Source organism: Leisingera sp. SS27, assembly GCF_028368855.1.
In the GTDB taxonomy this organism is placed as follows: Bacteria; Pseudomonadota; Alphaproteobacteria; order Rhodobacterales; family Rhodobacteraceae; genus Leisingera.
This window is the reverse complement of sequence record NZ_JAQNCY010000011.1, coordinates 116,967-139,651: the sequence shown is the minus strand read 5'-3', so window position 1 is coordinate 139,651 and position 22,685 is coordinate 116,967. Positions and strand designations below refer to the sequence as shown.

The window sequence follows — 22,685 nt, the reverse complement described above, 5'->3', positions numbered from 1 at the left end:
CACTGCGGCGGAGACGATGTTCTCAGACGCAATCAGCTCGATCTCGTCGCGCTGGCGGCCCAGCTCCGCCGTGATCGAGGCATAAAGTTCAGGATCGCGCTCAGAGAGGGATTGGGTGAAAAACAGATCTTTGGACATTCGGGGCTCCTGTCTATCCAGTCCAGCCAAGGCCCGCGGCGACGCAGTTCATCGACTGCATCAGCGGGACCGGCACTGTTGGTGATTTCCTGGCGCGCTCCTCCCGCAGGAGGCGCACCTGGGTCTTGTGAATTTCGCGCAGCATGGTCTCAACCCTGCCGAAACGGGCGCGCAGGCGCGGGAACCGCTGCGACAGGCTGCTGTCACCGGTCAGGAACAGGATCGCCTCGCAGGCAAACTGGTACTCCTTGCGGATGGCGCCAAAGATGCGCGCGCGGATCTCGGCGTCCTGAACCAGCGTTGCGTAATCGGCGGCAATCTCCATATCGCTTTGCAACAGGGTCTTTTCGACCTCGTCCACCACCAGGCGGAACAGCGGCGAGCCCGCGAACATGTCCTGCAGCACCGCCTCGCCGCGCACGCCGCGGAACTTGCGGAAGCTGGCAACCGACGAGCCGAAACCGTACCAGCCGGTGATCATATGGCGGTTCTGAGACCAGGCAAAGACCCAAGGGATTGCCCGCAGGTCATCCAGCGAGCCGGCCCCGAACCGGCGCGCAGGGCGCGAGCCGATCTTGAGCATTGCCAGCTCTTCCACCGGGCTGGCCTGCTGGAAATAATCCAGGAAACCGGGCGCGTTCAGAAGGTTGGAATAGGCCGCCTGGGACATGCCCGCGAGCGCCTCGAACGCATCATCATGCTCGGGGTTCACCGGCGGCGTGCCTTCCTGCAGCGAATGGCGCAGCACTGAGGACGCCATCAGCTCCAGCTGATGCAGGGCCGTGCCGCGGTTGGCGTATTTCGAGCTGACAACCTCGCCCTGTTCGGTGATCCGCATCCGTCCCGCGATGGTGCCTGCAGGCTGGGCCGCAATGGCGCGCTCCGCGGGTGCCCCGCCACGGGAGACCGAGCCGCCGCGGCCGTGGAAGAAAACCGGTTTCATCCTATGCGCCGCCAAGGTGCGGGTGATCAGGCGCTGCGCCTTTTCAAGCTCCCAAGTGGAACACAGGAAGCCGCCGTCCTTGTTGCTGTCGGAATAGCCCAGCATCACCTCGATCCGGTTGTCACTGGATTTCAGCGAACGGCGGGCAAAAGGGACGTCTAGCAGGCCGTCAAGGATACCGGGCGCGGCACGCAAGTCGCCGATGGTTTCAAACAGCGGAACGACCTTAAGCGCAGCCTTTTCAGCGCCGAACCCGGCGTAGCGCGCCAGCAGATAAACGCCGAGCAGATCATCGGTGGAGCGGGTCATCGACAGGATGAAGGGGCCCATTGCCTGGGGATCTTCACCGGCAGCGGCATCGCGCATCAGCCGCAGCAGTTTTAGCAATTCGCCGCTTTGCGGGCTCAGCTCATCCGGGGTCATATAAGGAAGCGAAGCGCTTCCCAGTTCCTTGCGCAGACGAGCGGACCAGTCCGGGCTGCCAAAGTTCGGCACTTCACCGGAGCGTGCCCAGATTTCGGTCAGCGTTTCCGTGGTCACGGTGGAGTTCTGGCGGATATCCAGCGTCACCGTGCGGAACCCAAATACATCCGCCTGCCAGCGGACCGGCCGCACGTAACGAGCCGCCAGGCGGTGCGCGCCGATTTGCTCAAGCGCCTCTTCCACTTCTGTCAGGTCGGCAACAAAATCACCCAGATGTTTATAGGCGCCGGTTTCTTCTGCAGCCGTGGCCTTAATCCGCGCCAGAATCGCGGTCAGCGCCTGGCGGAAGACTTCACCCGGGTTGCGGACCGACAGCGATGCAGCACCGGGGGCCTCGGCAATCACCTTAGCCAGCCGGGCAGAGGCGCTGTCCGGCAGGGCAAACACGGCAGCCGAAATGGAGATCCGCTCGGCAGCAGTGGTCAGCGTCTTCTTGTAGCGCTTCAGGATCGCCGCACGGTTCGCTGTCAGTGCAGCAGCGGTGGCGTCCACCGTCACATTCGGGTTGCCGTCACGGTCGCCGCCGATCCAGGAATGGAACTTGAGGCAGGGTGCGTCGGCGCTCTCGCCCAGCCGCGGTTCGGCAGCGGCGATGTAGCGTTCAAACAGCTGCGGCACCGCTTCAAACAGGCTGTCGCGGAAGAACTGCAAGCCCCATTGGATTTCATCCTGCAGGCTGGGGCGGTCGCGGCGCAGCTCGCCCGTCATCCACAACAGGTCGATTTCAGAGCGCAGATCCTCCAGCAGGTCGGCGCGCTCGCGCGGGGTCCAGCGCTTAGCCTCCAGCGACACCAGCCCGCGGTAGATACGGCGGTGGATCTCCAGGATGGTGACACGCTTGGCTTCGGTCGGGTGCGCGGTCAGTGTCGGGCCAATGGAAAACTGGCTGGCGACCTCCTGCAGCCGCTCCGGCGTGGCCAGTTCACCTGCGAGATCCAATGCGCGGGCAAAGCTGCCCTCGACAACTTCCGGGCCGTCCTGGGTTTCGGCCATGCGGCGGTCGCGCATGGCAGCGTTTTCATCGACGATTTTCAGCAGCTGGAACCAGATGTTGAAGGCTTGCATATAGGCGGTCGCAGGCTGACCGTCAGACAGGTCCCAAGCAGCTTCAGAAACGACCTTGGCTGCAACTTCCGGTGCCCGCTGGCGCAGCACATCCAGCCACAGGGTGTGCAATTCTGCACGAAGACCGGAGGCATAGCTGCTATCTTCCTGCTCCGCATGGGCAGTTTCGGCAGGATCAGCCATCACATCACCCGGTCGCGCGGCTCACGCCCTGCAAAGAAATCGGTCAGGTTATCCAGCACGCGGAAGCCCATCGCCTCGCGCGCCTCCCGGGTGGCACTGCCCAGATGCGGCAGCATCACCAGGTTCTCGCAGTCCAGCAGGTCCGGGTTGATGCGCGGCTCGCCGTCGAACACATCCAGCGCCGCGCCGCCGATGGTTTCGAACCATAGGGCACGGGACAGCGCGAGTTCGTCGATCACCTCTCCGCGGGCTGTATTAATAAGGAAGGCGTCTGGCTTCATCAGGTTCAGCATCCGGGTGTTGATCAGATGCCGGTTTGCAGTGCCGCCCGGGCAGTGCAGAGAGACAAAATCGCACTGCGGCATCAGCTCTTCCAGGCTGTCGGCCTGGGTTGCATTGTAGCGGGCCAGAATCTCGGGCGATACGCGCGAGCGGTTCTGCACCACGATCTTCATGCCAAAGCCGTGGTGGGCACGCCGAGCCATCTCCTGGCCGATGCGGCCAAAGCCGACGATGCCCAGCGTCTTGCCGGAAACCTTGGTGCCGATCAGATGGGTCGGTCGCCAGCCGGTCCATTCGCCGGCGCGCAGCTCGCGCTCACCTTCGCCGGCCCGGCGGGCCACCATCAGCATAAGGGTCATGGCAATGTCGGCGGTGCATTCGCTCAGCACATCCGGCGTGTTGGTCACGGTCATGCCGTGCCCGGCCGCACCATGCATATCAATATGCGAGTAGCCGACACCGTAGTTCGCCAGGATCCGGGCCTGCGGTTTGGCAATGTCGAACGCCGTGGCGGAGATTTTGTCGGTGACGGTCGGCAGCACCGCGTCATAAGACGTCATCGCATCACGCAGCTCTTCCTCGCTCAGCGGCTTGTCGCCCGCGTTCAGCACGGCATCAAACGCCTCGGACAGCTGTGCCTCAACGGCGGCGGGCCAGCGGCGGGTCACCAGAACCTTGGGCTTTGCCATGATGTCGTCTCCCTAACGTGCTTGTGCTATTTTAATGCGCTCCACCCCCGCCATTGCCCCGGGCCAGGGGTGGAGCGTCGCACCTGATCCAGGGCTGGATCAGGCAGCGTTCTTTTTCATCACGCTTGCAATGGTTTCACCGATCACTGCCGGGTTCTCGGCAACGGTCACACCAGCCGCCGAGAGGATCTCCACCTTCTCAGAGGCCGACTCGCCGAAAGCTGAGATGATCGCGCCTGCGTGGCCCATGGTGCGGCCCTTGGGGGCGGTCAGACCCGCGACATAGGCCACAACCGGCTTGGTCACGTGGTTCTTGATGTAATCCGCCGCTTCCGCTTCCTGCGGGCCGCCGATTTCACCGATCATCGCGATGACCTCGGTTTCCGGATCCTTCTCGAACCACTCCAGGATGTCCTTGAAGGAGGAACCGTTGATCGGGTCGCCGCCAATCCCGACCGAAGTGGAAACCCCCAGGCCCAGCTCTTTCAGCTGCGCCGCGGCCTCATACCCCAGGGTGCCCGAGCGGCCGATAATACCCACGGTGCCCGGCAGGTAGATGTGGCCAGGCATGATGCCCAGCAGCGCCTTGCCAGGCGAGATGGTGCCCGCGCAGTTGGGACCGGTCAGGATCATCCGCTTGTCCTTGGGATAGCGGTACATGTAGCGCTTCACCCGGATCATGTCCTGGGCAGGGATGCCGTCAGTGATGCAGACACAGTAGTTGATACCCGCATCCGCCGCTTCCATGATGGAATCCGCGGCAAACGGCGGCGGCACAAACACCAAGGAGGCATTAGCGCCGGTGGCCTCAACCGCTTCTTTCACGGTGTTGAAGACCGGCACGCCCTCGACGGTCTCGCCGCCCTTGCCTGGAACGACACCGCCCACGACGTTGGTTCCGTATTCGATCATGTCCTTGGTGTGGAACCGGGCAATCTTGCCGGTGATGCCTTGGACGATGACACGGCTTTCGCGATCAAGAAGGATGCTCATTTGACGGCCCTCACACGAGTGTTTTGATCAAGGTCGTTTTTCCACGCGCCGACAGCCCGCTCAGCGGCTTCCATCAGCGAGGTTGCGCGGATCAGCGGCAGGCCGCTTTGCGCCAGGATCTTCTGGCCTTCCTCCACGTTGGTGCCTGCAAGACGGACCACGACGGGCACGTCGACCTGCACTTCCTTCAGCGCCTGCACGACGCCTTCGGCAACCCAGTCGCAGCGGTTGATACCGGCAAAGATGTTGACCAGAACCGCCTGCACATTGCTGTCGGACATCACCAGACGGAAGGCCTTGGCGACCCGTTCAGGCGTTGCGCCCCCGCCGATGTCCAGAAAGTTGGCAGGCTCGCCGCCGGCCAGCTTGATGGTGTCCATGGTTGCCATCGCCAGGCCTGCGCCATTCACGATGCAGCCGATATTGCCTTCCAGGCCGACATAGGACAGGCCGCGGTCGGCAGCGCGGGCTTCGCGCGGGTCTTCCTGGCTCTTGTCGCGCAGCTCAGCAATCTGCGGATGGCGGAACAGGGCGTTGTCGTCAAAGGTCATCTTGGCATCCAGCGCGATGACCCGGTTGTCCGAGGTGACCACCAGCGGGTTGATCTCAACCATGGTGGCGTCCAGTTCGGAAAACGCCTGGTAGCAGCCCTTGAGCGTGCGCACCATCTGCTGCGTCATCGCCGGTTCGATGCCCAGGGCAAACGCGATCTCCCGCGCCTGGAAGTCCTGCAGGCCCACGGCCGGCTCAACGGTCGAGCGCACAATGGATTCGGGGCGCTCGGCAGAGATCTCTTCGATCTCCATGCCGCCTTCGGACGAGGCAACGATCATCACCCGCTGGCTGGACCGGTCCAGCACAAAGCCGAGATAGATCTCGCGGGCGATCGGAACCGCACCTTCGACATAGACACGGTAGATGCCTTTGCCCTCAGGGCCGGTCTGGTGGGTCACCAGCTTCTTGCCGAACAGGTTCTCGGTCGCCTCGTAGATCTCAGCTTCCGAGTTGCACAGCTTGACACCGCCCGCTTTGCCGCGGCCGCCGGCGTGAACCTGGGCTTTGACGATCCATTTGTCACCGCCCAGTTCCCGTGCGCGGTAGGCCGCCTGCTCGGGGCTGTAGGCCAGCGCGCCCGGGGGTACGGTCACGCCGAAGTTGCTCAGAACTTCCTTGGCCTGATACTCGTGGATATCCATGGTCCTCTCCTCCTCATGGATGTCGGAATAAGTTACTCAGCCGCCTCAAGGGCTGCGGAGTAGTGCCGGTCGAGCAGGGCGTTGATCGCGTCCATGTCGACGTTTGCGCCCATTTCGTTCATCGCCTTACCGAAGCGGTTGACGATGTCCGTGATGGCCGCAGGGGTGATCTGGTTCAGGATGCCGATACGGACCTGAACCGGCTCCGACAGGGTCGGCCAGATGCCGAAACCGACGGCGCGGCAGTTGCCGACCAGTTCTTTTTCGCGGCCTGCCAGATCGCCGGGGAGGTTCAGAACCACAAGGCTGGTCATGTTGCTGGTCACGTCGCAGCCCATTGCGGTGACGGCGTCGCGCAGCGCTTTCTCGTGGAAGGCATAGTCGCGGGCCTTCTGGGCGCGGCCATGCTGCAGGGTGATGCGCAGCGCCTCGTGGAAGGCGGCAACCGCATAGCCCGAGTGTGTTCGGTGGTAGGTGCCGGCCGCAACGTCCTGGCCGTCCACGATGCCCCAGTGGCGGGCCTCAAGGATCGGATTGTGAACATAGGAATGGCAGCCGTTTTCACGCACGGTCTGGATGTATTTGTCGGTGAAGGACACCGGCGCATAGGTCAGCGGCAGGCAGAGCACGCCCTTCTGCGGGCAGGAGGCCCAGCCGGCAACGCCCGGATAATCGTCGATCGAGAAATCTTCGATGCCCAGCGATGACACAGCGTCGATGAGGCCCATCACGCCGTGCTTCACGCAAGCGTCCGAGAAGCCTTTGAGGTCGTTGATGCGGCCCGAGCCGGTTTCCCAATGCGCCATGAACGCCCACTTGGGTTTCTTCTCGGCCAGCACCTGCTCCACCAGCTTGCCGGACACCGACTCGCCGTGCGGCACATCGACCACGGTGACCGAGGCGGGCTGCGGGTTCATCGCGTCGGCGGCCAGCTCCTCACGGGTGGCGGCTTTCATGCGGATGGTCATCGCGTCGATGCCCGAGAAGGTGCCGTTCTGGAAGGCCACCACGGTGTCGCCTGGCAGGATTGCGTTCAGCATGCAGTCCAGGCCGGAGAAGCCGGTGCCGCCAACGCCGTAGGTGTAGGTGTTGGTGGTGCCCCACAGGTCGCGCAACATCTGCTTGCACTCGATCATGCCGCGCAGCACGTCCGCATGCATGTGGTCGGCCAGGCCGGTGTTGGCAAAGGCTTGCAGCACGCGGGGGTCGGTATTGCCCGGGCCAGGGCCGGCGGCCAGGGTCTCCGGGATTTCCAGGCTGGGAAAGATCGTGGGTTCAGTCATCGGGGTCAGGCCTCGCTGGTTTCGTGTCGGCGATGTGCCGGAGGTCCCGGGCCTTCGTCGCGGCGGTCTTCACTGCGGGAAGGTTTGTTTCCTGTCGTGCAACATCTGTTAACCCAAGGAAAACCCAGGTCGACAAAACCCGCAACATTCCTATATCCTGCTTTTGGGTATCTAATTGGGCGGCTAAAAACCCACCCATACTGGTAAAAATACCATCGCATACCGAAAACGACCCTGCCCTTTTGGGTAGTTTTTGACAAAAGGGCACCAAATGACTCCTATAAGCGACAAAGTTTCCCCGATATCGGTCATGCTTGCTGACGCAAATCCGCTGGTGCTGTCTGCCATGTCCGAGATCTTCGACAAGGACCGGCGATTCTCGCTGGTCGCCACATCCGCCACCGCCGAAGGCTTCCTTGGAACGGTGATGCGGGTGCCGGTCCAGGTCGGGATCATCGACTGGAACCTGCCCGCGCTCGGCGGCGCCAAGCTGATCGAGGTGCTGCGCGACCAGGCCAACGCACCGCGGCTAGTGGTCTATGCCGACGAAAGCAGCGATGTGCCGCGCAAGGCAATGAGCGCTGGCGCGGCCGGCTTTGCCCCGCGCTCCAGCGCCGTCGAGGGGCTGCTGGACACTTGCATCTCTGTCGCCGAGGGCAAAATGGTTTTTCCCTTCCTCGACGTCCGCGGCCTGCAAACCGATCCGATCGAGCAGCTGTCACGTCGCGAGCGCACAATGCTGGAGGCGTTGTCCAAGGGCCTCACCAACAAGGAGCTCAGCAAGGAGCTGGAGATCTCGACCAACACGGTGAAATTCCATCTTTCGAACCTTTACGAAAAGCTCTCGGTCAAGAACCGCGCCCAGGCGATCGCGTTCTACTACGCCAACCGCGCCGCCAGGGGGGATTTCAGCCTCGAGGAATGACCCCGGATTGCCGCCCTGCGCCTCGCACGCGGGCACGCGCACGCGTACGCACACGAGGGCGCGACGCGCGGGCGCGCTCCCGCGCGAATGTATTTAAATGAAAACATTTTTCTTGACAGGAAACGCCCTCATGGGGAATGCCTAAGGAGGAGAGGACGAAACCCCATTGCGAATGAGGAGCGCACCCATGTCGTTTCATACCGTCGAACAGGCCCCTGGCCGCCTGAACCGCAGCGAGCTGGCAATCCCCGGCTCTCAGCCACAAATGTTTGAAAAAGCAGCGAAATCCGATGTCGACGTGATCTTCCTGGATCTCGAAGACGCGGTTGCACCGGACGAAAAAGACCAGGCCCGCAAGAACATCATCGAAGCCCTGAACGACATCGACTGGGGCAACAAATCCATGTCGGTGCGAATCAACGGCCTCGACACCCATTACATGTACCGTGATGTCGTCGATGTGGTTGAACAGACAGGCGAACGCCTTGACCTGATCATGGTCCCCAAAGTCGGCACCGCAGCCGATGTTTACGCCGTCGACATGCTGGTCACTCAGATCGAAGACGCCAAGGGCTACAAGAAGCGGATCGGCTTCGAGCACATTATCGAGACCGCGCTCGGCATGCAGAACGTGAGTGAAATTGCCGCAGCCTCCAAGCGCAATGAATCGCTGCATTTCGGCGTTGCAGACTATGCCGCATCGACCCGCGCCCGCACCACCATCATCGGCGGCGTGAACCCCGATTACTCGGTGCTGACCGACCCGGCGGCCGACGGCTCGCGCGATGTGCACTGGGGCGACATGTGGCACTACGCCCTGGCCCGCATGGTGGTTGCCGCCCGCGCCAACGGCCTGCGCCCGATCGACGGCCCGTTCGGCGATTTCCAGGACAAGGAAGGCTACAAGGCCGCCGCCAAACGTGCCGCGGTTCTGGGCTGTGAAGGCAAATGGGCGATCCACCCCAGCCAGATCGAACTGGCCAACGAAGTGATGTCGCCATCGGATGCGGAAATCACCAAGGCGCACCGCATTCTGGAAGCCATGGCCGAAGCCGAAGCCGCAGGCAAAGGCGCAGTGTCGCTCGACGGGCGCTTGATTGACTACGCCTCGATCCGTCAGGCAGAAGTGCTGGTGGAAAAGGCCGAGCAGATCGCCGGCAACTAAGCCGCCGGCCGCTTTCAAGACCTTACGCCGTCCCGGCATTGGCCGGGGCGGCTAAGCGGCGCTATGCCAGGGAGATGCAGATGACCGGATTGCTGACCACCGCCAAGGCCTTGTTTCAGGCCGCTGTCGACCGGGCAGATCCGGCAAAGGCCCTGCGTGCGCAGCTGGCGTCCTCGCCGCTCTCCCCCCTGCCCGGGGGCGGCAGGAATGTGCTGCTGGCCGTGGGCAAGGCTGCCATCCCGATGATGCGCGAGGCGCTGGTGCTGGTTCCGGATACCGAGCAGGCGCTCGTCATCACAAACCCTGAGAACTACACAGAAATCCTTGGCGCAACCGTTCTTTGCGGCGCCCACCCGGTACCGGATGAAACCAGCGCCGCCGCAGGCCGGGCAGCCATTGAACTGGCGCGTTCCCTTGGCCCGGATGACCGGCTGATCGCGCTGATTTCCGGCGGCGGCTCAGCCCTGATGGTGGCCCCTATCCCAGGCCTGACGCTCGCGGACAAGGCGGCCGTGAACAAACTTCTGCTCGCCTCGGGCCTCGAAATCAACGAGATGAACCTGATCCGCCAGCAGCTGTCGGACACCAAGGGCGGCGGGCTTCTGCGCCATGCCGCACCTGCCCGGGTTCAAGCCTTCATCCTGTCTGACGTAATCGGCGACGATCTGCGCGCCATTGCTTCCGGCCCTACCGTGGCACCGATCGGCACGCGCGCAGAGGCGCGCGAAATTATGCAGCGCTCGGGTATCTGGGACAGTGCACCTGAGGCCGTCAAATCCCATCTCAGCACCAATGAAGAGGCGCAAGAGACGCCGCCCCCGGCCACCAATACCCTGATCGGCTCCAACCGTCACAGCCTCAAGGCGATGATGGCTGCAGCAGCAGAGGATTGGAGCCCGAAACTGATCTCCCACCGGCTGACCGGCGATGTGGCGGACGCTGCAGAAGCCATTGTTTCAGCGGCAGAAAACGCCCCCAAAGGCGGCCCTGTTGCGCTGATCTTCGGCGGTGAAACCACCGTGCAGCTCCGCGGCAGCGGCCTCGGCGGGCGCAACCAGGAACTGGCCCTGCGCGTCGCCAAACTGGGTGCTGAACGGCTGAGCGGCGACTGGCTGTTCCTCTCCGGCGGCACTGACGGGCGCGATGGCCCCACCGACGCCGCCGGCGGCATCGCAACCCCTGCCACTTGGGACGCCATCAAGGCTGCCGGCCTGGACCCGGACGCGCTGCTTGCCAACAATGACAGCTACGCCGCACTCAAGGCTGCAGGCGCATTACTCATGACCGGCGGCACAGGAACCAATGTAGCCGACGTGCAGGTCTTCCTTAGGCGGCCCGGCTGATACCGGGCCACTCCTGCTTTTCATCATTCCTGAAATACTCCCGGCCCGCTGCCCGCAAGGCGGCTTTGCCGCCGAAAGGGGGCTCCCGCTTTGTCAACAGGCGGCGCGCTCAAGCCGTGGCGCGCTTCTCGCCCCACTCGGCCAAATCGTTTACCAGCATCAGGGCCACCCGGCGGAACACCTGGCGCAACCGCTCCACATGCGGCCCTTCCAGCTTGAGATCCTCCAGCGCCTGGTCCATGCATTTCAGCCAGTTCTCGGCATCTTCCTCGGTGATCGGCACATGGGCGTGCATCAGCTTCACGTCCATGTGGCCGTGCTTTTCCTCATAGTAGCGGCGCCCGCCCATGAAACCGGACAAGAAGTTGAACTGTTCGATCCGGGCGTGGTCCATGCCATGCCCCCGCTTGTGCAGCTTGACGATCTGCGCGCCGGTTTCCGTTTCCTCGACGATATCGTAGAACCGCTCGACCAGTTTGCGCAGAATTTCTTCGCCGCCGATCTGCTCTATCAGCTTCTGAACCATGTCATCTCCCTGCCCCCATACGGCCGGTCTCAGGATTGAGGCCGGGTCTTCTTTGGGTCGTAATGCGCAAAGGGTACAATCTTGGCAGGCAGGCGTTTTTGATGCCCGTCAAGTTTGCCGATTTCCACCTCGGTTCCGGTCTCCGAACAGGACACATCCACCCGCGCCAGCGCGATATTTTTGCCCAGCAGCGGCGAACGCATGGAAGATGTCACCTCGCCGATCTGTGCCCGCCCGATGTGGATGCAATCGCCATGGCCCACGTCGATCGCCGAGTCGATGTCCAGCCCGACCAGTTTGCGGGCAGGCGTGGTCTTGCGCCGGATCAGCGCATCGCGGCCAATGAAATCGTCTTCTTTAGATTTCAGCGGCACGGTGAAGCCGATGCCAGCCTCAAACGGGTCCGTCTGGTCGGAAAAGTCATAGCCGGCAAAGATCAGACCTGCCTCGATCCGCACCATATCCAGCGCCTCCAGCCCCATCGGGCGGATGCCGTGGTCCTGCCCGGCCTCCCAGACCGTGTCAAACACCTCACTGGCGTGTTTCGGGTGGCAGAAGATCTCATATCCCAGCTCGCCGGTATAACCGGTTCGCGAGACCACCACCGGGACGCCCTGGTCATCCCCGATGCGTGCGGGCGTGAAGCGGAACCAGCCCAGTTCCCCGAGCGTCGGATTATGGGGCATGGTCCAGATGATCTTCTTCAGCAGATCCCGGCTCTCTGGCCCTTGCACGGCGATATTGTGCTGCATGTCGGTCGAGGACCGGATAAGAACGTTCAGCCCCAGCTTCTCCGCCTGCTCGCGGATCCACTCGCCGCCATAGTCCGAACCGCCGATCCAGCGGAAGTTGTCCTTGCCCAGGCGGAACACGGTGCCGTCGTCGATCATGCCGCCATGCGGGTAGCACATCGCGGTGTAGACCACCTGCCCCACCGCCAGCTTCTTGATGTTGCGTGTGAAGATGTACTGGCACAGCGCCTCGGCGTCCGGTCCGGTGATCTCAAACTTGCGCAGGGCGGACAGGTCCAGCACCACCGATTTCTCGCGGCAGGCCCAGTATTCCTCCAGCGGTCCGGACTCGGCATAGCAATTGGCCAGCCAGAACCCGTTATACTCGATGAAGTTGCGGGTCATCTTGCTGAGGCGGTCGTGGAAACCGGTTTCCTTGGTCATCTTGGGCTCCGATTCAGGGGTCGCGCGGAACGCAATTGCCCGCTTGAAACTCTCTTGGCCGCTGTAGGTGCGGACGTGAATGTCGGTGGGGTTCCAGCCATTGGCGGCGCTGGTGTCATCCGGACAGGCAGAGCTGACACAGACCAGATCGGTCAGCGCGCGCAGCAGCACGTAATCGCCGGGCCGGGTCCAGGGCTCATCGGCATACATCACGCCATGATCGTCCAGGCCGGTGTTGAAGAAGAAGTTGATCGCCATCCAGCCTGCCCGCGGCGTCACACCATGCTGGGCCAGCGTAGCATTGAAGTTGTCCGAACAGTTCACATGGCCGGGATAGCCGATGTCGTCATAGTATTTCGCGGCGCAGGCGAGGGCAAAGGCATCATGCCGCCCCACGGTGTCCTGCACCACCTCGACCAGCGGCAGCATGTCCTGATCATAGTATTTCGCGTGCAGCCCCGGCATCGGATAGGCATGGCCCATCAGCGTGCGCGTGGTGGTCACATCCAGCGCATGCTCGATGCCCTTGTCCAGCTTGCGGGCGGCAAAACACTGGAAGTCTGTGCACTGGCGCCCGTCCACATCGATGATCTGGATGTAGTCGCCGGCCTTCACAAAATAGCTCTCAGCCGTGGCGCTGTGCACCCGCACCTCGTTGACGGGTTCCGCCAGCGGATCGGGCACTTCAAACCGCGCCACCTGCTTGATAACCGCGCGCTTGACCATCACGGTCAATGAGGTCGCGGTGTCCTGCATCTCGAAGTCCATGATCCCGCCGGGCGCCGCGATGATCACCACGCCGTCGCGCTGCACGGCGAAGCTCTCCTCGGTCTTGGCCGGTGTCGAGCTGTCAAAGACCCGCACCGCACCGCCCTGCGCAAGGCCGATGCCGCGCGCCTCCATCCCCATGCGCAGGCCGCGCAGGGACTGATCCGAGGACGTCAGCAGCGCCTTCAGCCCGCCGGCATCGCTGTTCGCCGCAGCACCGATGATCCCGGCATCGATGCGCCCCTTTTCCTCCGCGGCGATGATCTCGCAGGGCTGGCCGCCCTCGTCATTGATCACCGTCACCCGGTCGCCGGTCTCCACCCGGATCAGGATCGCGCCGCAGCCTTCAACCGCATAGCGTTCGGTTCCCTTGGGCAATGAGAACACCGACGGCTGATACTGCCCAGACGGTTTGGGCGGCCCTTTGAAAACCTCAGGGAAGCTCAGGTCATTCATCGCGCATCTCCTGCTGAACTCCGGCCAATTATTGCACGGTCGGAATATTTATTTATTGAAAAGAATATTCCGATACGGCACTCTAATCAACAAACATGTTGATTTTCTGCGGAAAAATGGCGATTGCCCGGGATGCGGCATTTTCCTGGGGGTGAATGCCGCAAACAAAAGGATAACCGCCATGCACTCGCTCGTACTGGGACTGATTGCAGCGCTTGCCTGGGGCATACATGACCTCTGCGTGCGGGTTGTCTCCAAGAAAACCGGCATTCTGCCAGCCATGCTGACGGTGTTTGCAACGGGTGCGATTCTAATGGCTGCAGCAGGCCTTGCCTTGGCGGACTGGCCGGCAATGACCCTGCCCGTAGCCAAGCTCGCCGGGCTCTCCGGCGCCATATACGCTCTTGCGTCCTACGCGCTGTACCGCGCCTTTGCGCTGGGGCCGGTCCGGCTGGCGGCACCGCTGATCGGTGCCTATCCGGTGCTGTCGCTTGGCTTGGCCATGATGCAGGGGCAGCCGGTTGGTCCCGGTCACTGGCTGGCGGTTGCCGCCGTGGTTGGCGGCGTGGGCTGCATCGCGGTGTTCTCAGCCGACGACGACGGAGGCGCCTTCAACCCGCGGACCGCAGGATGGGGCCTGATGGCGGCAATCGGCTTTGCGCTGACCTTTGCAACCGGCCAGGCCGCAGCCCAGGCCGGCGCCGAGCTGCCGGTGCTGATCCTGACCCGCGCGGCTGCAATCCTGCTTGCGGCAGCCCTCGCAATCCTCTTGCGTGCGCTGCAGCTCCCACCCCGCCAAGTCCTGCCGCTCCTTTGCGTGATGGGCGCGCTGGACGCCGCGGCGCTTGGCCTGGTGATCTACTCCGGCACACTTCACCGGCCTGAGTTCGCCTCCGTCAGTGCCTCGCTTTTCGGACTTGTCACCGTGGTTCTGGCCTGGCTGGTTCTGCGCGAAAGCATGACCCGCGCGCAATGGATCAGCGTTGCCGTCACCTTCGGCGGCATCGCCTACCTAGGTTTCTGACGCTCATTTCATCTTTCCGAAAAAACACCCGCCGGAGGCGATCCGGCGGGAGTGTCATTTTCAGCCGTTGCTGTTCTGCGCTGCGCTTCAGGCTGTGAGGCCTTCTGGCTCTGCGAGGTTGTTGGCGCGGCAGCAGGCGGTGACGGTGTTCGCGAGCAGGCACGCGATGGTCATCGGGCCGACGCCGCCGGGGACAGGGGTGATGGCGCCGGCGCGTTCCGCGGCGGAGGCGAAGTCGACGTCGCCGACCAGCACGTTCTTGCCGCCGCGCTCGATCCGGTTGATGCCCACGTCGATCACGGTTGCGCCTTCCTTGATCCAGTCGCCCGGCACCATTTCCGGGCGGCCCACGGCGGCAACCACGATGTCAGCGCGGCGCACCACGTCGGGCAGGTCCTTGGTGCGCGAATGCGCGATGGTCACGGTGCAGCTGTCGCCCAGCAGCAGCTGCGCCATCGGCTTGCCGACGATGTTGGAGCGGCCAATGACAACCGCGTCCATGCCCGAGAGGCTGCCGTGGTGGTCGCGCAGCATCATCAGGCAGCCCAAGGGCGTGCAGGGCACCATCGATTTCTGGCCGGTGCCCAACAGGCCCACGTTGGAGATGTGGAAGCCGTCCACGTCCTTCTCCGGCGCGATCGAGTTGATCACCAGATCCTCGTCCAGGTGTTTCGGCAGCGGCAGCTGCACCAGGATGCCATGCACGGATGCGTCGTTGTTCAGCTGGTCGATCAGCGCCAGCAGATCGGCCTCGGAGGTGTCCGCCTCCAGCTTGTGCTCATAGGAGTTCATGCCGACCTCGACGGTCTGCTTGCCCTTGGAGCGCACATAGACCTGGGAGGCCGGGTCCTCGCCCACCAGCACCACCGCCAGGCCCGGGGTGATGCCGTTTTGCTCTTTCAGCCGCGCCACATGTTCGGCCACCTGGCCGCGCACCTTGGCCGCAAAGGCCTTGCCGTCAATCAGAGTTGCTGCCATTGCTCTCTTCCTTTTTGTGCAGGCATCCGGCCCGCCTTACTCTTCCCGGATCACCCGCGCCTCGCGGGCAATCGACCAGTCCACCAGCTGCCGCCACAGATGCTCGATCAGATCGGGGTCCAGCCCCTGAGCCTCCGCCGCGGCGCGGGCATTCATGACCACTTCCTCAACCCGTTCCGGGATCCGCGCCGGCCAGCCGTTCTGTTGCTTCAGCTGGATCGCCCGGTCGATATAGCCCGCCCGGGCGGCCAGAAGTTGCACCAGCTCAATGTCCAGCCTGTCAATCTGGGCCCGCACCTCTGCCATCGACTGGCAGTCCTGCGGCGGTGTCTCTGTGCTCATGTCTTAAAACTCCAGCGGCCCGGGATGTCCCGGGCCGCTGAATGTCGCATATCTTGTCTTAGAACAAGCCTTCGATCTGGCCGTCCTCGTTCAGGCGGATGGTTTCCGCCGCCGGTTTGCGCGGCAGGCCCGGCATGGTCATGATCTCGCCGCAGACCGCAACGATGAAGCCCGCACCGGCGCTGAGGCGCACTTCGCGCACCGGCACCGAGTGGCCCACCGGCGCACCGCGCAGGGACGGGTCGGTCGAGAAGGAGTACTGGGTCTTCGCCATGCAGACCGGCAGGTTGCCGTAGCCCGCGTCTTCCCATTCCTTCAGCTGGTTGCGGATCTTGTTGTCCGCCAGCACCTCGTCGGCGCGGTAGATGCGCTTGGCGATGGTCTCGATCTTCTCGAACAGCGGCATGTCGTCCGGGTAGATCGGCGAGAAGTTGGCGGAACCGGCGTCGACGATCTCGACAACCTTCTCGGCCAGCGGCGCGGAGCCCTCGGAGCCCAGCTCCCAGTGGCGCGACAGCACGGCTTCAACGCCGTGGGTGGCGCAGTAGGCCTTGACCGCGTCCACTTCGGCGTCGGTGTCGGTGACGAAGTGGTTGATCGCAACCACAACCGGCACGCCGAAGGATTTGACGTTCTCGATGTGGCGGCCGAGGTTGGCACAGCCGGAGTTCACCGCGTCGACGTTCTCAGCACCCAGGTCCGCCTTGGCAACGCCGCCGTTCATCTTCATCGCGCGCACGGTGGCAACCAGCACAACCGCGGACGGTGCGATGCCTGCCTTGCGGCACTTGATGTTCATGAACTTCTCGGCGCCGAGGTCAGCGCCGAAGCCTGCCTCGGTCACCACATAGTCGGCAACTTTCAGCGCGGTCTTGGTGGCAATCACGGAGTTGCAGCCGTGTGCGATGTTGGCGAAGGGGCCGCCGTGCACGAAGGCCGGGTTGTTTTCCAGGGTCTGCACCAGGTTCGGCTGCATCGCGTCCTTCAAGAGAACGGTCATTGCGCCTTCGGCCTTGATGTCGCGGCAGTAGACCGGGGTCTTGTCGCGGCGGTAGGCCACGATGATGTCGCCCAGGCGCTTTTCCAGATCCTTCAGGTCGTTCGCCAGGCACAGGATCGCCATCACTTCCGAGGCCACGGTGATGTCAAAGCCTGCTTCACGCGGGAAGCCGTTGGACACGCCGCCCAGGGACGCGGTGATGGTGCGCAGCGCGCGGTCGTTCATGTCGACCACACGGCGCCAGGCGACGCGGCGGGTGTCGATGTCGCACTCGTTGCCCCAGTAGATGTGGTTGTCGATCATCGCCGACAGCAGCGAGTGGGCCGAGGTGATGGCGTGGAAGTCGCCGGTGAAGTGGAGGTTCATCTCCTCCATCGGCACAACCTGGGCATAGCCGCCGCCTGCAGCGCCGCCCTTCATGCCGAAGTTCGGGCCCAGCGAAGCCTCGCGGATACAGATCATCGCGTTCTTGCCGATCCGGTTCAGCCCGTCGCCCAGGCCCACGGTGGTGGTGGTCTTGCCTTCGCCCGCGGGCGTCGGGTTGATCGCAGTGACCAGGATCAGCTTGCCGTCTTCCTTCGACTGCACAGAATTGATGAACCCCTGGCTCACCTTCGCCTTGTCATGGCCGTAGGGCAGCAGGTCATCGCTGGAAATCCCGATCTTCGCGCCAATCTCCTGGATCGGCTTCTTCTGCGCCTCACGCGCAATCTCGATGTCACTCTTGTAGCTCATGGCCATCTCCCTGCTGCCATCCGTTCCGGTTCACTCCCCGCAGCACAAGTTTAGTGCGAGGCAAGATATATTCCTATTACTCAATTTTTTTTCCTTACCGTCAACACCCTCCTGCCCGGTTTTCCGTGCAAAAGCTGGCGTTTTCCCCTTTTTCGCCGCCGATAGGAAACAGGCGGTTTTTCACCCAGGGTGAAAACGGCGCATATGCGGCAGAGGCCGCCGCAAACAAAAAGGGCCCGGGCATGACCCGGGCCGCGCAAGGTTCAACCCGAAGGCCGAACAGGGGAATCAGTGCCTAGATATCCAGCGTGTTGTCCTTCTCCCAGCGGGAGAAATGGTTAACGAAGGAATTCCACTCCTGCTGCTTCATCTTCAGATAGGCGGCGGAGAACTCCTCGCCCATCATCGCCTTCAGCCCGTCATCCTTGTCGTAGAAGCGCAAAGCATCCAGCATGTTGAGCGGCAGCTTCGGCGCATCGGTGATGGTGTGGCCTTCGGCATACATGTCGATGTCATGGCGCGGGCCGGGATCGGCCTTTGAGCGGATACCCGAAAGGCCCGCGGCGATGATCACCGCCTGCAGCAGGTAGGGGTTCACCGCCCCGTCCGGCAGGCGCAACTCGAACCGGCCGGGACCGGGGACGCGCACCATGTGGGTGCGGTTATTGCCGGTCCAGGTCACGGTGTTCGGCGCCCAGGTCGCGCCCGACATGGTGCGCGGCGCGTTGATGCGCTTGTAGGAGTTCACCGTCGGGTTGGTGATCGCCGCCAGCGCCGAGGCGTGCTTCATGATGCCGCCCAGGAACCAGCCGCCCTGCTCCGACAGACCGAGCTCGGCAATCTGACCAGTGCCCTTTTCCCCGGCAAAAACGTTGGTGCGGGAATCCTTGCCCGGAGCGTCCCAGACCGAGATATGGGCGTGGCAGCCGTTGCCGGTGAGGCCCTCAACAGGCTTGGGCATGAAAGTTGCCCGGTAGCCGTGCTTCTCTGCCACAGACTTGGTCATGAACTTGAAGAAGCTGTGCTTGTCGGCGGTCGACAGCGCGTCGTCGAACTCCCAGTTCATCTCGAACTGGCCGTTGGCGTCCTCGTGGTCGTTCTGGTACGGGCCCCAGCCCAGTTCCAGCATGTAGTCGCAGATTTCGCGCACCACGTCATAGCGGCGCATCACCGCCTGCTGGTCATAGCAGGGCTTCTCCGCCGTATCGAAGGGGTCGGAGATCTGCTCCCCGTCCGGCGACAGCAGGAAGAACTCGGCCTCGATGCCGGTCTTCACATGCAAGCCTTCGTCCGCGGCCTCCTTGATCAGGCGGCGCAGCACGTTGCGCGGCGCCTGGGCCACGTCTTCGCCCTCCATAACGCAATCCGCCGCCACCCAGGCGACCTCCGGTTTCCATGGCAGCTGGATCACCGAAGACGGATCCGGGACCGCCAGCATGTCCGGATGTGCAGGCGTCAGGTCAAGCCAGGTGGCAAACCCGGCAAAGCCGGCACCGTCTTCCTGCATGTCCGCGATCGCCTCTGCCGGCACCAGTTTGGCGCGCTGCCCGCCGAACAAGTCGGTGAAGGAGATCATGAAGTATTTGACGCCTTTTTCTTTTGCGAAAGCAGCCAGATCTGTTGTCATGGTCTTACTTCCTTTCCCTGTTGAACGTATTTCGAAAATGGGGCGCGAACCGTTGCCAGCCGCGCCCCGCCAATCATCAGAACCCTGCTTTGCCCGGGTACCAGTCGGTGCCGGCCAGCGGCACCCGCGCCATGGCGGCGGCCTCCATGGTCAGGGCGCAAAGATCCTCGGGCTCGAGGTTGTGCAGGTGGTTGTGGCCGCAGGCGCGGGCGATGGTCTGGGCCTCCAGCGTCATCACCTTGAGATAATTGCGCAGGCGGCGGCCCGCATCGACCGGATCCAGGCGCTTCATCAGCTCAGCATCCTGGGTGGTGATGCCGGCCGGGTCCTTGCCCTCATGCCAGTCGTCATAGGCGCCGGTGGTGGTGCCCAGCTTCTGGTATTCGCTTTCCCATTTCGGGTCGTTGTCGCCCAGCGCAACCAATGCCGCGGTGCCGATGGCAACGGCGTCGGCGCCCAGCGCCATCGCCTTGGCCACATCAGCCCCGGTGCGGATGCCTCCGGAGACAACCAGCTGCACCTCGCGGTGCACGCCCAGATCCTGCAGCGCCTGCACGGCGGGGCGGATACAGGCCAGGGTCGGCAGGCCGACGTGTTCGATAAACACATCCTGGGTGGCAGCGGTGCCGCCCTGCATGCCGTCCAGCACCACAACGTCCGCACCGGCCTTCACCGCCAGCGCGGTGTCATAGTAGGGGCGTGTGCCGCCGACCTTGATGTAGATCGGCACCTGCCAATCGGTGATCTCGCGCAGCTCCAGGATCTTGATTTCCAGATCATCGGGTCCGGTCCAGTCCGGGTGGCGGCAGGCGGAGCGCTGGTCGATGCCTTTCGGCAGGGTGCGCATTTCCGCAACGCGGTCAGAGATCTTCTGGCCCAGCAGCATGCCGCCGCCGCCGGGCTTGGCGCCCTGGCCGACCACGACCTCAATCGCGTCCGCCTTGCGCAGGTCATCGGGGTTCATGCCATAGCGGGACGGCAGATACTGGTAGACCAGCTTGGTGGAATGGCCGCGCTCTTCCGGGGTCATGCCGCCGTCGCCGGTGGTGGTCGAGGTGCCTGCAGCGGATGCGCCGCGGCCCAGGGCCTCCTTGGCAGGGCCGGACAGCGCGCCAAAGCTCATGCCGGCAATGGTGATCGGGATATCCAGCTCAATCGGCTTCTTGGCGAAGCGGGTGCCCAGTGTCACCTTGGTCTCGCATTTCTCCCGGTAGCCTTCCAGCGGGTAGCGCGAGATCGAGGCGCCCAGGAACAGCAGGTCGTCGAAATGCGGCACCTTCCGTTTGGCGCCGCCGCCTCGGATGTCATAGATCCCGGTGGCCGCCGCACGGCGGATTTCCGCGTTGATGGGGTTGGAAAATGTCGCCGACTGGATCGGGACTGTACGGGGGATGTTATTGCTATCCATGTCTTTTTGATCCCTGTCCTTAGTACGCTTGCGCGTTGTCGACGTCGAAGTTGTAGAGCTGGCGGGCAGAGCCATAGCGCTTGAACTCTTCCGGCTTCGCATCGGCGCCAGCGCGGGCCAGCAGATCCTTCAGGATCTCGATGTGCTCGGGGCGCATTTCCTTCTCGATGCAGTCCGCACCCAGGCTCTTGACCGAGCCGCGCACAAAGAAACGCGCCTCGTAGCAGCTGTCGCCCAGCGCATCGCCGGCATCGCCCAGCACCACCAGGTTGCCGGCCTGCCCCATGAAGGCGCACATATGGCCGATGTTGCCGTGCACGACGATGTCGATGCCTTTCATCGAGATACCGCAGCGCGACGAGGCATTGCCCTTGATCACCAGAAGGCCGCCATGGCCGGTGGCCCCGGCATACTGGCTGGCGTCGCCCTCGACGATCACGGTGCCCGACATCATGTTTTCCGCCACACCGGGACCAACCGAGCCCTCGACGCGGACCGTCGCCTGCTGGTTCATGCCGGCGCAGTAGTACCCGGTGGAGCCCTTGACGGTCACCTCAACGGGTGAGTTCAGACCAACGGCAATCGCATGGCTGCCCTTCGGGTTGACGATTTCCCAGGCAGTCTTGTTGGAACTGCCGTTCAGTTCCTGCAGGGCGGAGTTCAGACCGCGCAGGCCATTTGCTTCAAGATCATATGTCTGCATCTTAGTGGTTCCAGAAGTAAACGGTTGCGGGTTCGGGCTCCCAGACGCGGGCGTCTTCGATGCCCGGCAGGTTCACCAGCGCGCGGTATTCGCTGCCGAAAGCCACATACTGGTCTGTCTCCGCCATCACAGCCGGCTTGCACGCGATCGGATCGCGGACCACGCCAAAGCCGTCCTTGGTGCCGACGACGAAGTTGAAGAACCCGTCCAGATCCTCCAGCGTGCCCTCCAGCGCTTCACCCAGAGTGGCGCCGTGCTGCATCTTCCAGGTCAGATAGGCCGCGCCCACCTCTGTGTCGTTCTGGCTTTCGATCCGCACACCGTCGCGCTGCAGCTTGCGGCGCAGCGAGTTGTGGTTCGACAGCGAACCGTTGTGCACCAGGCACTGGTCCGACCCGGTGGAGAACGGATGCGCGCCCTCGGTGGTCACGGCGGATTCGGTAGCCATGCGGGTATGGCCGATGCCATGGGTGCCGCTCATGCCGCGCACGTCGAAGCGCTCGGCAACCTTCTCGGGCAGGCCCACTTCCTTGTAGATCTCAATGGTATCACCCGCGCTCATGACGCGCATGCCGGGGCGCAGCTCCGCCAGCGCAGCGCGGGCCTCTTCGCTCTTGCCCGCAGGCACATCAAGCACCGCATGGGTATCGATCACCCGGATCGACACATCGGTGCTCAGCGCCTCGGCCAGCGCCCCGTCCAGCCCGTCAAAGGCCGCGTCCGGCGCATCCGACTGAACGGTGAGCTTGGTCCGCCCTTCCGCCTCGGATCCGTAGATTGCAATGCCCGCACTGTCAGGACCGCGGTCCGTCATGGTGATGAGCATATCGGTGAGCATATCGCCCAGTTTTGGCTCTAGTGTTTTGTCTTTCAGAAAAAGACCGACAATCCCGCACATGGGTGTGCCTCCTGCTTTTCATCTCGAATCAACGCTAGCAGTTTGCGCTCACCCGTTCAACTCTAATGAAACTTATTTTCCCCTTAAGGAAACAAAGGGCGCGCCGGTCTGGCGCGCCCCTGCAGGTCTCTACATCAGTATTTTTCCAGCAGAGCGCTTATTTTCTCCTTGTCACCCATCTCTTTAGCCTTATCGAGATGGGCGCCCTCCCGGACAAACTGAATCCTGTGCCAGCCGATCCAGAAGGCCACCCCCAGGACCACCATCAAGCCTTCGGATCCCTGGAACGGGTAGACCGCCCCTACCTCTGCCAGGTCCACGGCCCAGCTGTCATATCCAATCGTCGACATTTCAATT

19 protein-coding genes and 1 pseudogene are annotated in these 22,685 nt (G+C 63.1%); 4 read left to right on the top strand and 16 right to left on the bottom strand.

Annotated features, from left to right (window positions below):
* The 6 genes and pseudogenes from glyA to N6L27_RS19025 form a co-directional block, all read right to left on the bottom strand.
* Positions 1-138: pseudogene (gene glyA, locus N6L27_RS19050) on the bottom strand (serine hydroxymethyltransferase); the annotation flags it as partial.
* Positions 139-151: 13 nt separating this feature from the next.
* Complete coding sequence (locus N6L27_RS19045) at positions 152-2,812, bottom strand: phosphoenolpyruvate carboxylase (protein ID WP_271908954.1); 2,661 nt, start codon at positions 2,810-2,812, stop codon at positions 152-154.
* Positions 2,812-3,783, bottom strand: a complete 972-nt coding sequence (locus N6L27_RS19040) for a 2-hydroxyacid dehydrogenase (protein WP_271908952.1) — start codon at positions 3,781-3,783, stop codon at positions 2,812-2,814. The genes N6L27_RS19045 and N6L27_RS19040 overlap by 1 nt, the downstream gene beginning before the upstream one ends.
* Positions 3,784-3,882: 99 nt before the next feature.
* On the bottom strand, positions 3,883-4,776 hold the full coding sequence (gene sucD, locus N6L27_RS19035) for a succinate--CoA ligase subunit alpha (protein ID WP_019296923.1): 894 nt from the start codon (positions 4,774-4,776) through the stop codon (positions 3,883-3,885).
* Complete coding sequence (locus N6L27_RS19030) at positions 4,773-5,972, bottom strand: malate--CoA ligase subunit beta (RefSeq protein WP_271908951.1); 1,200 nt, start codon at positions 5,970-5,972, stop codon at positions 4,773-4,775. Before N6L27_RS19030 ends, sucD begins: the two co-directional genes overlap by 4 nt.
* A 32-nt stretch (positions 5,973-6,004) precedes the next feature.
* Entirely contained in the window at positions 6,005-7,255 is a 1,251-nt protein-coding gene (locus N6L27_RS19025; RefSeq protein ID WP_271908949.1) for an aminotransferase, read from the bottom strand.
* 310 nt (positions 7,256-7,565) lie between these two features.
* Between N6L27_RS19025 and N6L27_RS19020 the strand changes: the two genes are divergently transcribed.
* The 3 genes from N6L27_RS19020 (at position 7,566) to N6L27_RS19010 (ending at position 10,688) form a co-directional block, all read left to right on the top strand.
* Positions 7,566-8,180, top strand: a complete 615-nt coding sequence (locus tag N6L27_RS19020; protein ID WP_271908948.1) for a response regulator transcription factor — start codon at positions 7,566-7,568, stop codon at positions 8,178-8,180.
* 187 nt (positions 8,181-8,367) lie between these two features.
* Positions 8,368-9,345, top strand: coding sequence for an HpcH/HpaI aldolase/citrate lyase family protein (locus N6L27_RS19015; protein WP_271908947.1), 978 nt, complete (start codon positions 8,368-8,370; stop codon positions 9,343-9,345).
* Positions 9,346-9,425: 80 nt separating this feature from the next.
* On the top strand, positions 9,426-10,688 hold the full coding sequence (locus N6L27_RS19010) for a glycerate kinase type-2 family protein (RefSeq protein ID WP_271908946.1): 1,263 nt from the start codon (positions 9,426-9,428) through the stop codon (positions 10,686-10,688).
* 109 nt (positions 10,689-10,797) lie between these two features.
* Here N6L27_RS19010 and N6L27_RS19005 read toward each other — a convergent pair whose 3' ends face one another.
* Positions 10,798-11,214, bottom strand: a complete 417-nt coding sequence (locus N6L27_RS19005) for a group II truncated hemoglobin (protein WP_271908945.1) — start codon at positions 11,212-11,214, stop codon at positions 10,798-10,800.
* A gap of 29 nt (positions 11,215-11,243) precedes the next feature.
* A complete protein-coding gene (gene tdm, locus N6L27_RS19000; protein WP_271908943.1) occupies positions 11,244-13,613 on the bottom strand; it encodes a trimethylamine-oxide aldolase Tdm in 2,370 nt (789 codons plus the stop codon).
* Between the two features lie 181 nt (positions 13,614-13,794).
* Between tdm and N6L27_RS18995 the strand changes: the two genes are divergently transcribed.
* The gene (locus N6L27_RS18995) at positions 13,795-14,637 is read left to right on the top strand and encodes a DMT family transporter (protein ID WP_271908942.1); all 843 of its coding nucleotides are present in this window, start codon (positions 13,795-13,797) and stop codon (positions 14,635-14,637) included.
* Positions 14,638-14,724: 87 nt separating this feature from the next.
* Here the strand turns inward: N6L27_RS18995 and folD are convergent, their stop codons facing one another.
* From folD to N6L27_RS18955, 8 genes are all read right to left on the bottom strand, one after another.
* Positions 14,725-15,615 carry a bifunctional methylenetetrahydrofolate dehydrogenase/methenyltetrahydrofolate cyclohydrolase FolD gene (folD, locus tag N6L27_RS18990; RefSeq protein ID WP_271908941.1) on the bottom strand — a complete coding sequence of 297 codons (891 nt, stop codon included), beginning with the start codon at positions 15,613-15,615 and terminating at the stop codon, positions 14,725-14,727.
* Between the two features lie 36 nt (positions 15,616-15,651).
* On the bottom strand, positions 15,652-15,957 hold the full coding sequence (locus N6L27_RS18985; protein WP_039183947.1) for a chorismate mutase: 306 nt from the start codon (positions 15,955-15,957) through the stop codon (positions 15,652-15,654).
* A gap of 58 nt (positions 15,958-16,015) precedes the next feature.
* Positions 16,016-17,692: a formate--tetrahydrofolate ligase gene (locus tag N6L27_RS18980; RefSeq protein WP_039183948.1), complete on the bottom strand. Its 1,677-nt coding sequence runs from the start codon at positions 17,690-17,692 to the stop codon at positions 16,016-16,018.
* A gap of 295 nt (positions 17,693-17,987) precedes the next feature.
* The gene (gene glnT, locus N6L27_RS18975; RefSeq protein ID WP_271908938.1) at positions 17,988-19,319 is read right to left on the bottom strand and encodes a type III glutamate--ammonia ligase; all 1,332 of its coding nucleotides are present in this window, start codon (positions 19,317-19,319) and stop codon (positions 17,988-17,990) included.
* A 76-nt stretch (positions 19,320-19,395) separates the two neighbouring features.
* On the bottom strand, positions 19,396-20,727 hold the full coding sequence (locus tag N6L27_RS18970) for an FMN-binding glutamate synthase family protein (protein WP_271908937.1): 1,332 nt from the start codon (positions 20,725-20,727) through the stop codon (positions 19,396-19,398).
* Positions 20,728-20,746: 19 nt separating this feature from the next.
* Complete coding sequence (locus tag N6L27_RS18965; RefSeq protein WP_039185424.1) at positions 20,747-21,430, bottom strand: GXGXG domain-containing protein; 684 nt, start codon at positions 21,428-21,430, stop codon at positions 20,747-20,749.
* A 1-nt stretch (position 21,431) separates the two neighbouring features.
* Complete coding sequence (locus N6L27_RS18960; RefSeq protein ID WP_271908935.1) at positions 21,432-22,328, bottom strand: class II glutamine amidotransferase; 897 nt, start codon at positions 22,326-22,328, stop codon at positions 21,432-21,434.
* Positions 22,329-22,462: 134 nt separating this feature from the next.
* Positions 22,463-22,678 carry a hypothetical protein gene (locus N6L27_RS18955; protein WP_039185421.1) on the bottom strand — a complete coding sequence of 72 codons (216 nt, stop codon included), beginning with the start codon at positions 22,676-22,678 and terminating at the stop codon, positions 22,463-22,465.
* Positions 22,679-22,685 lie beyond the last annotated feature (7 nt).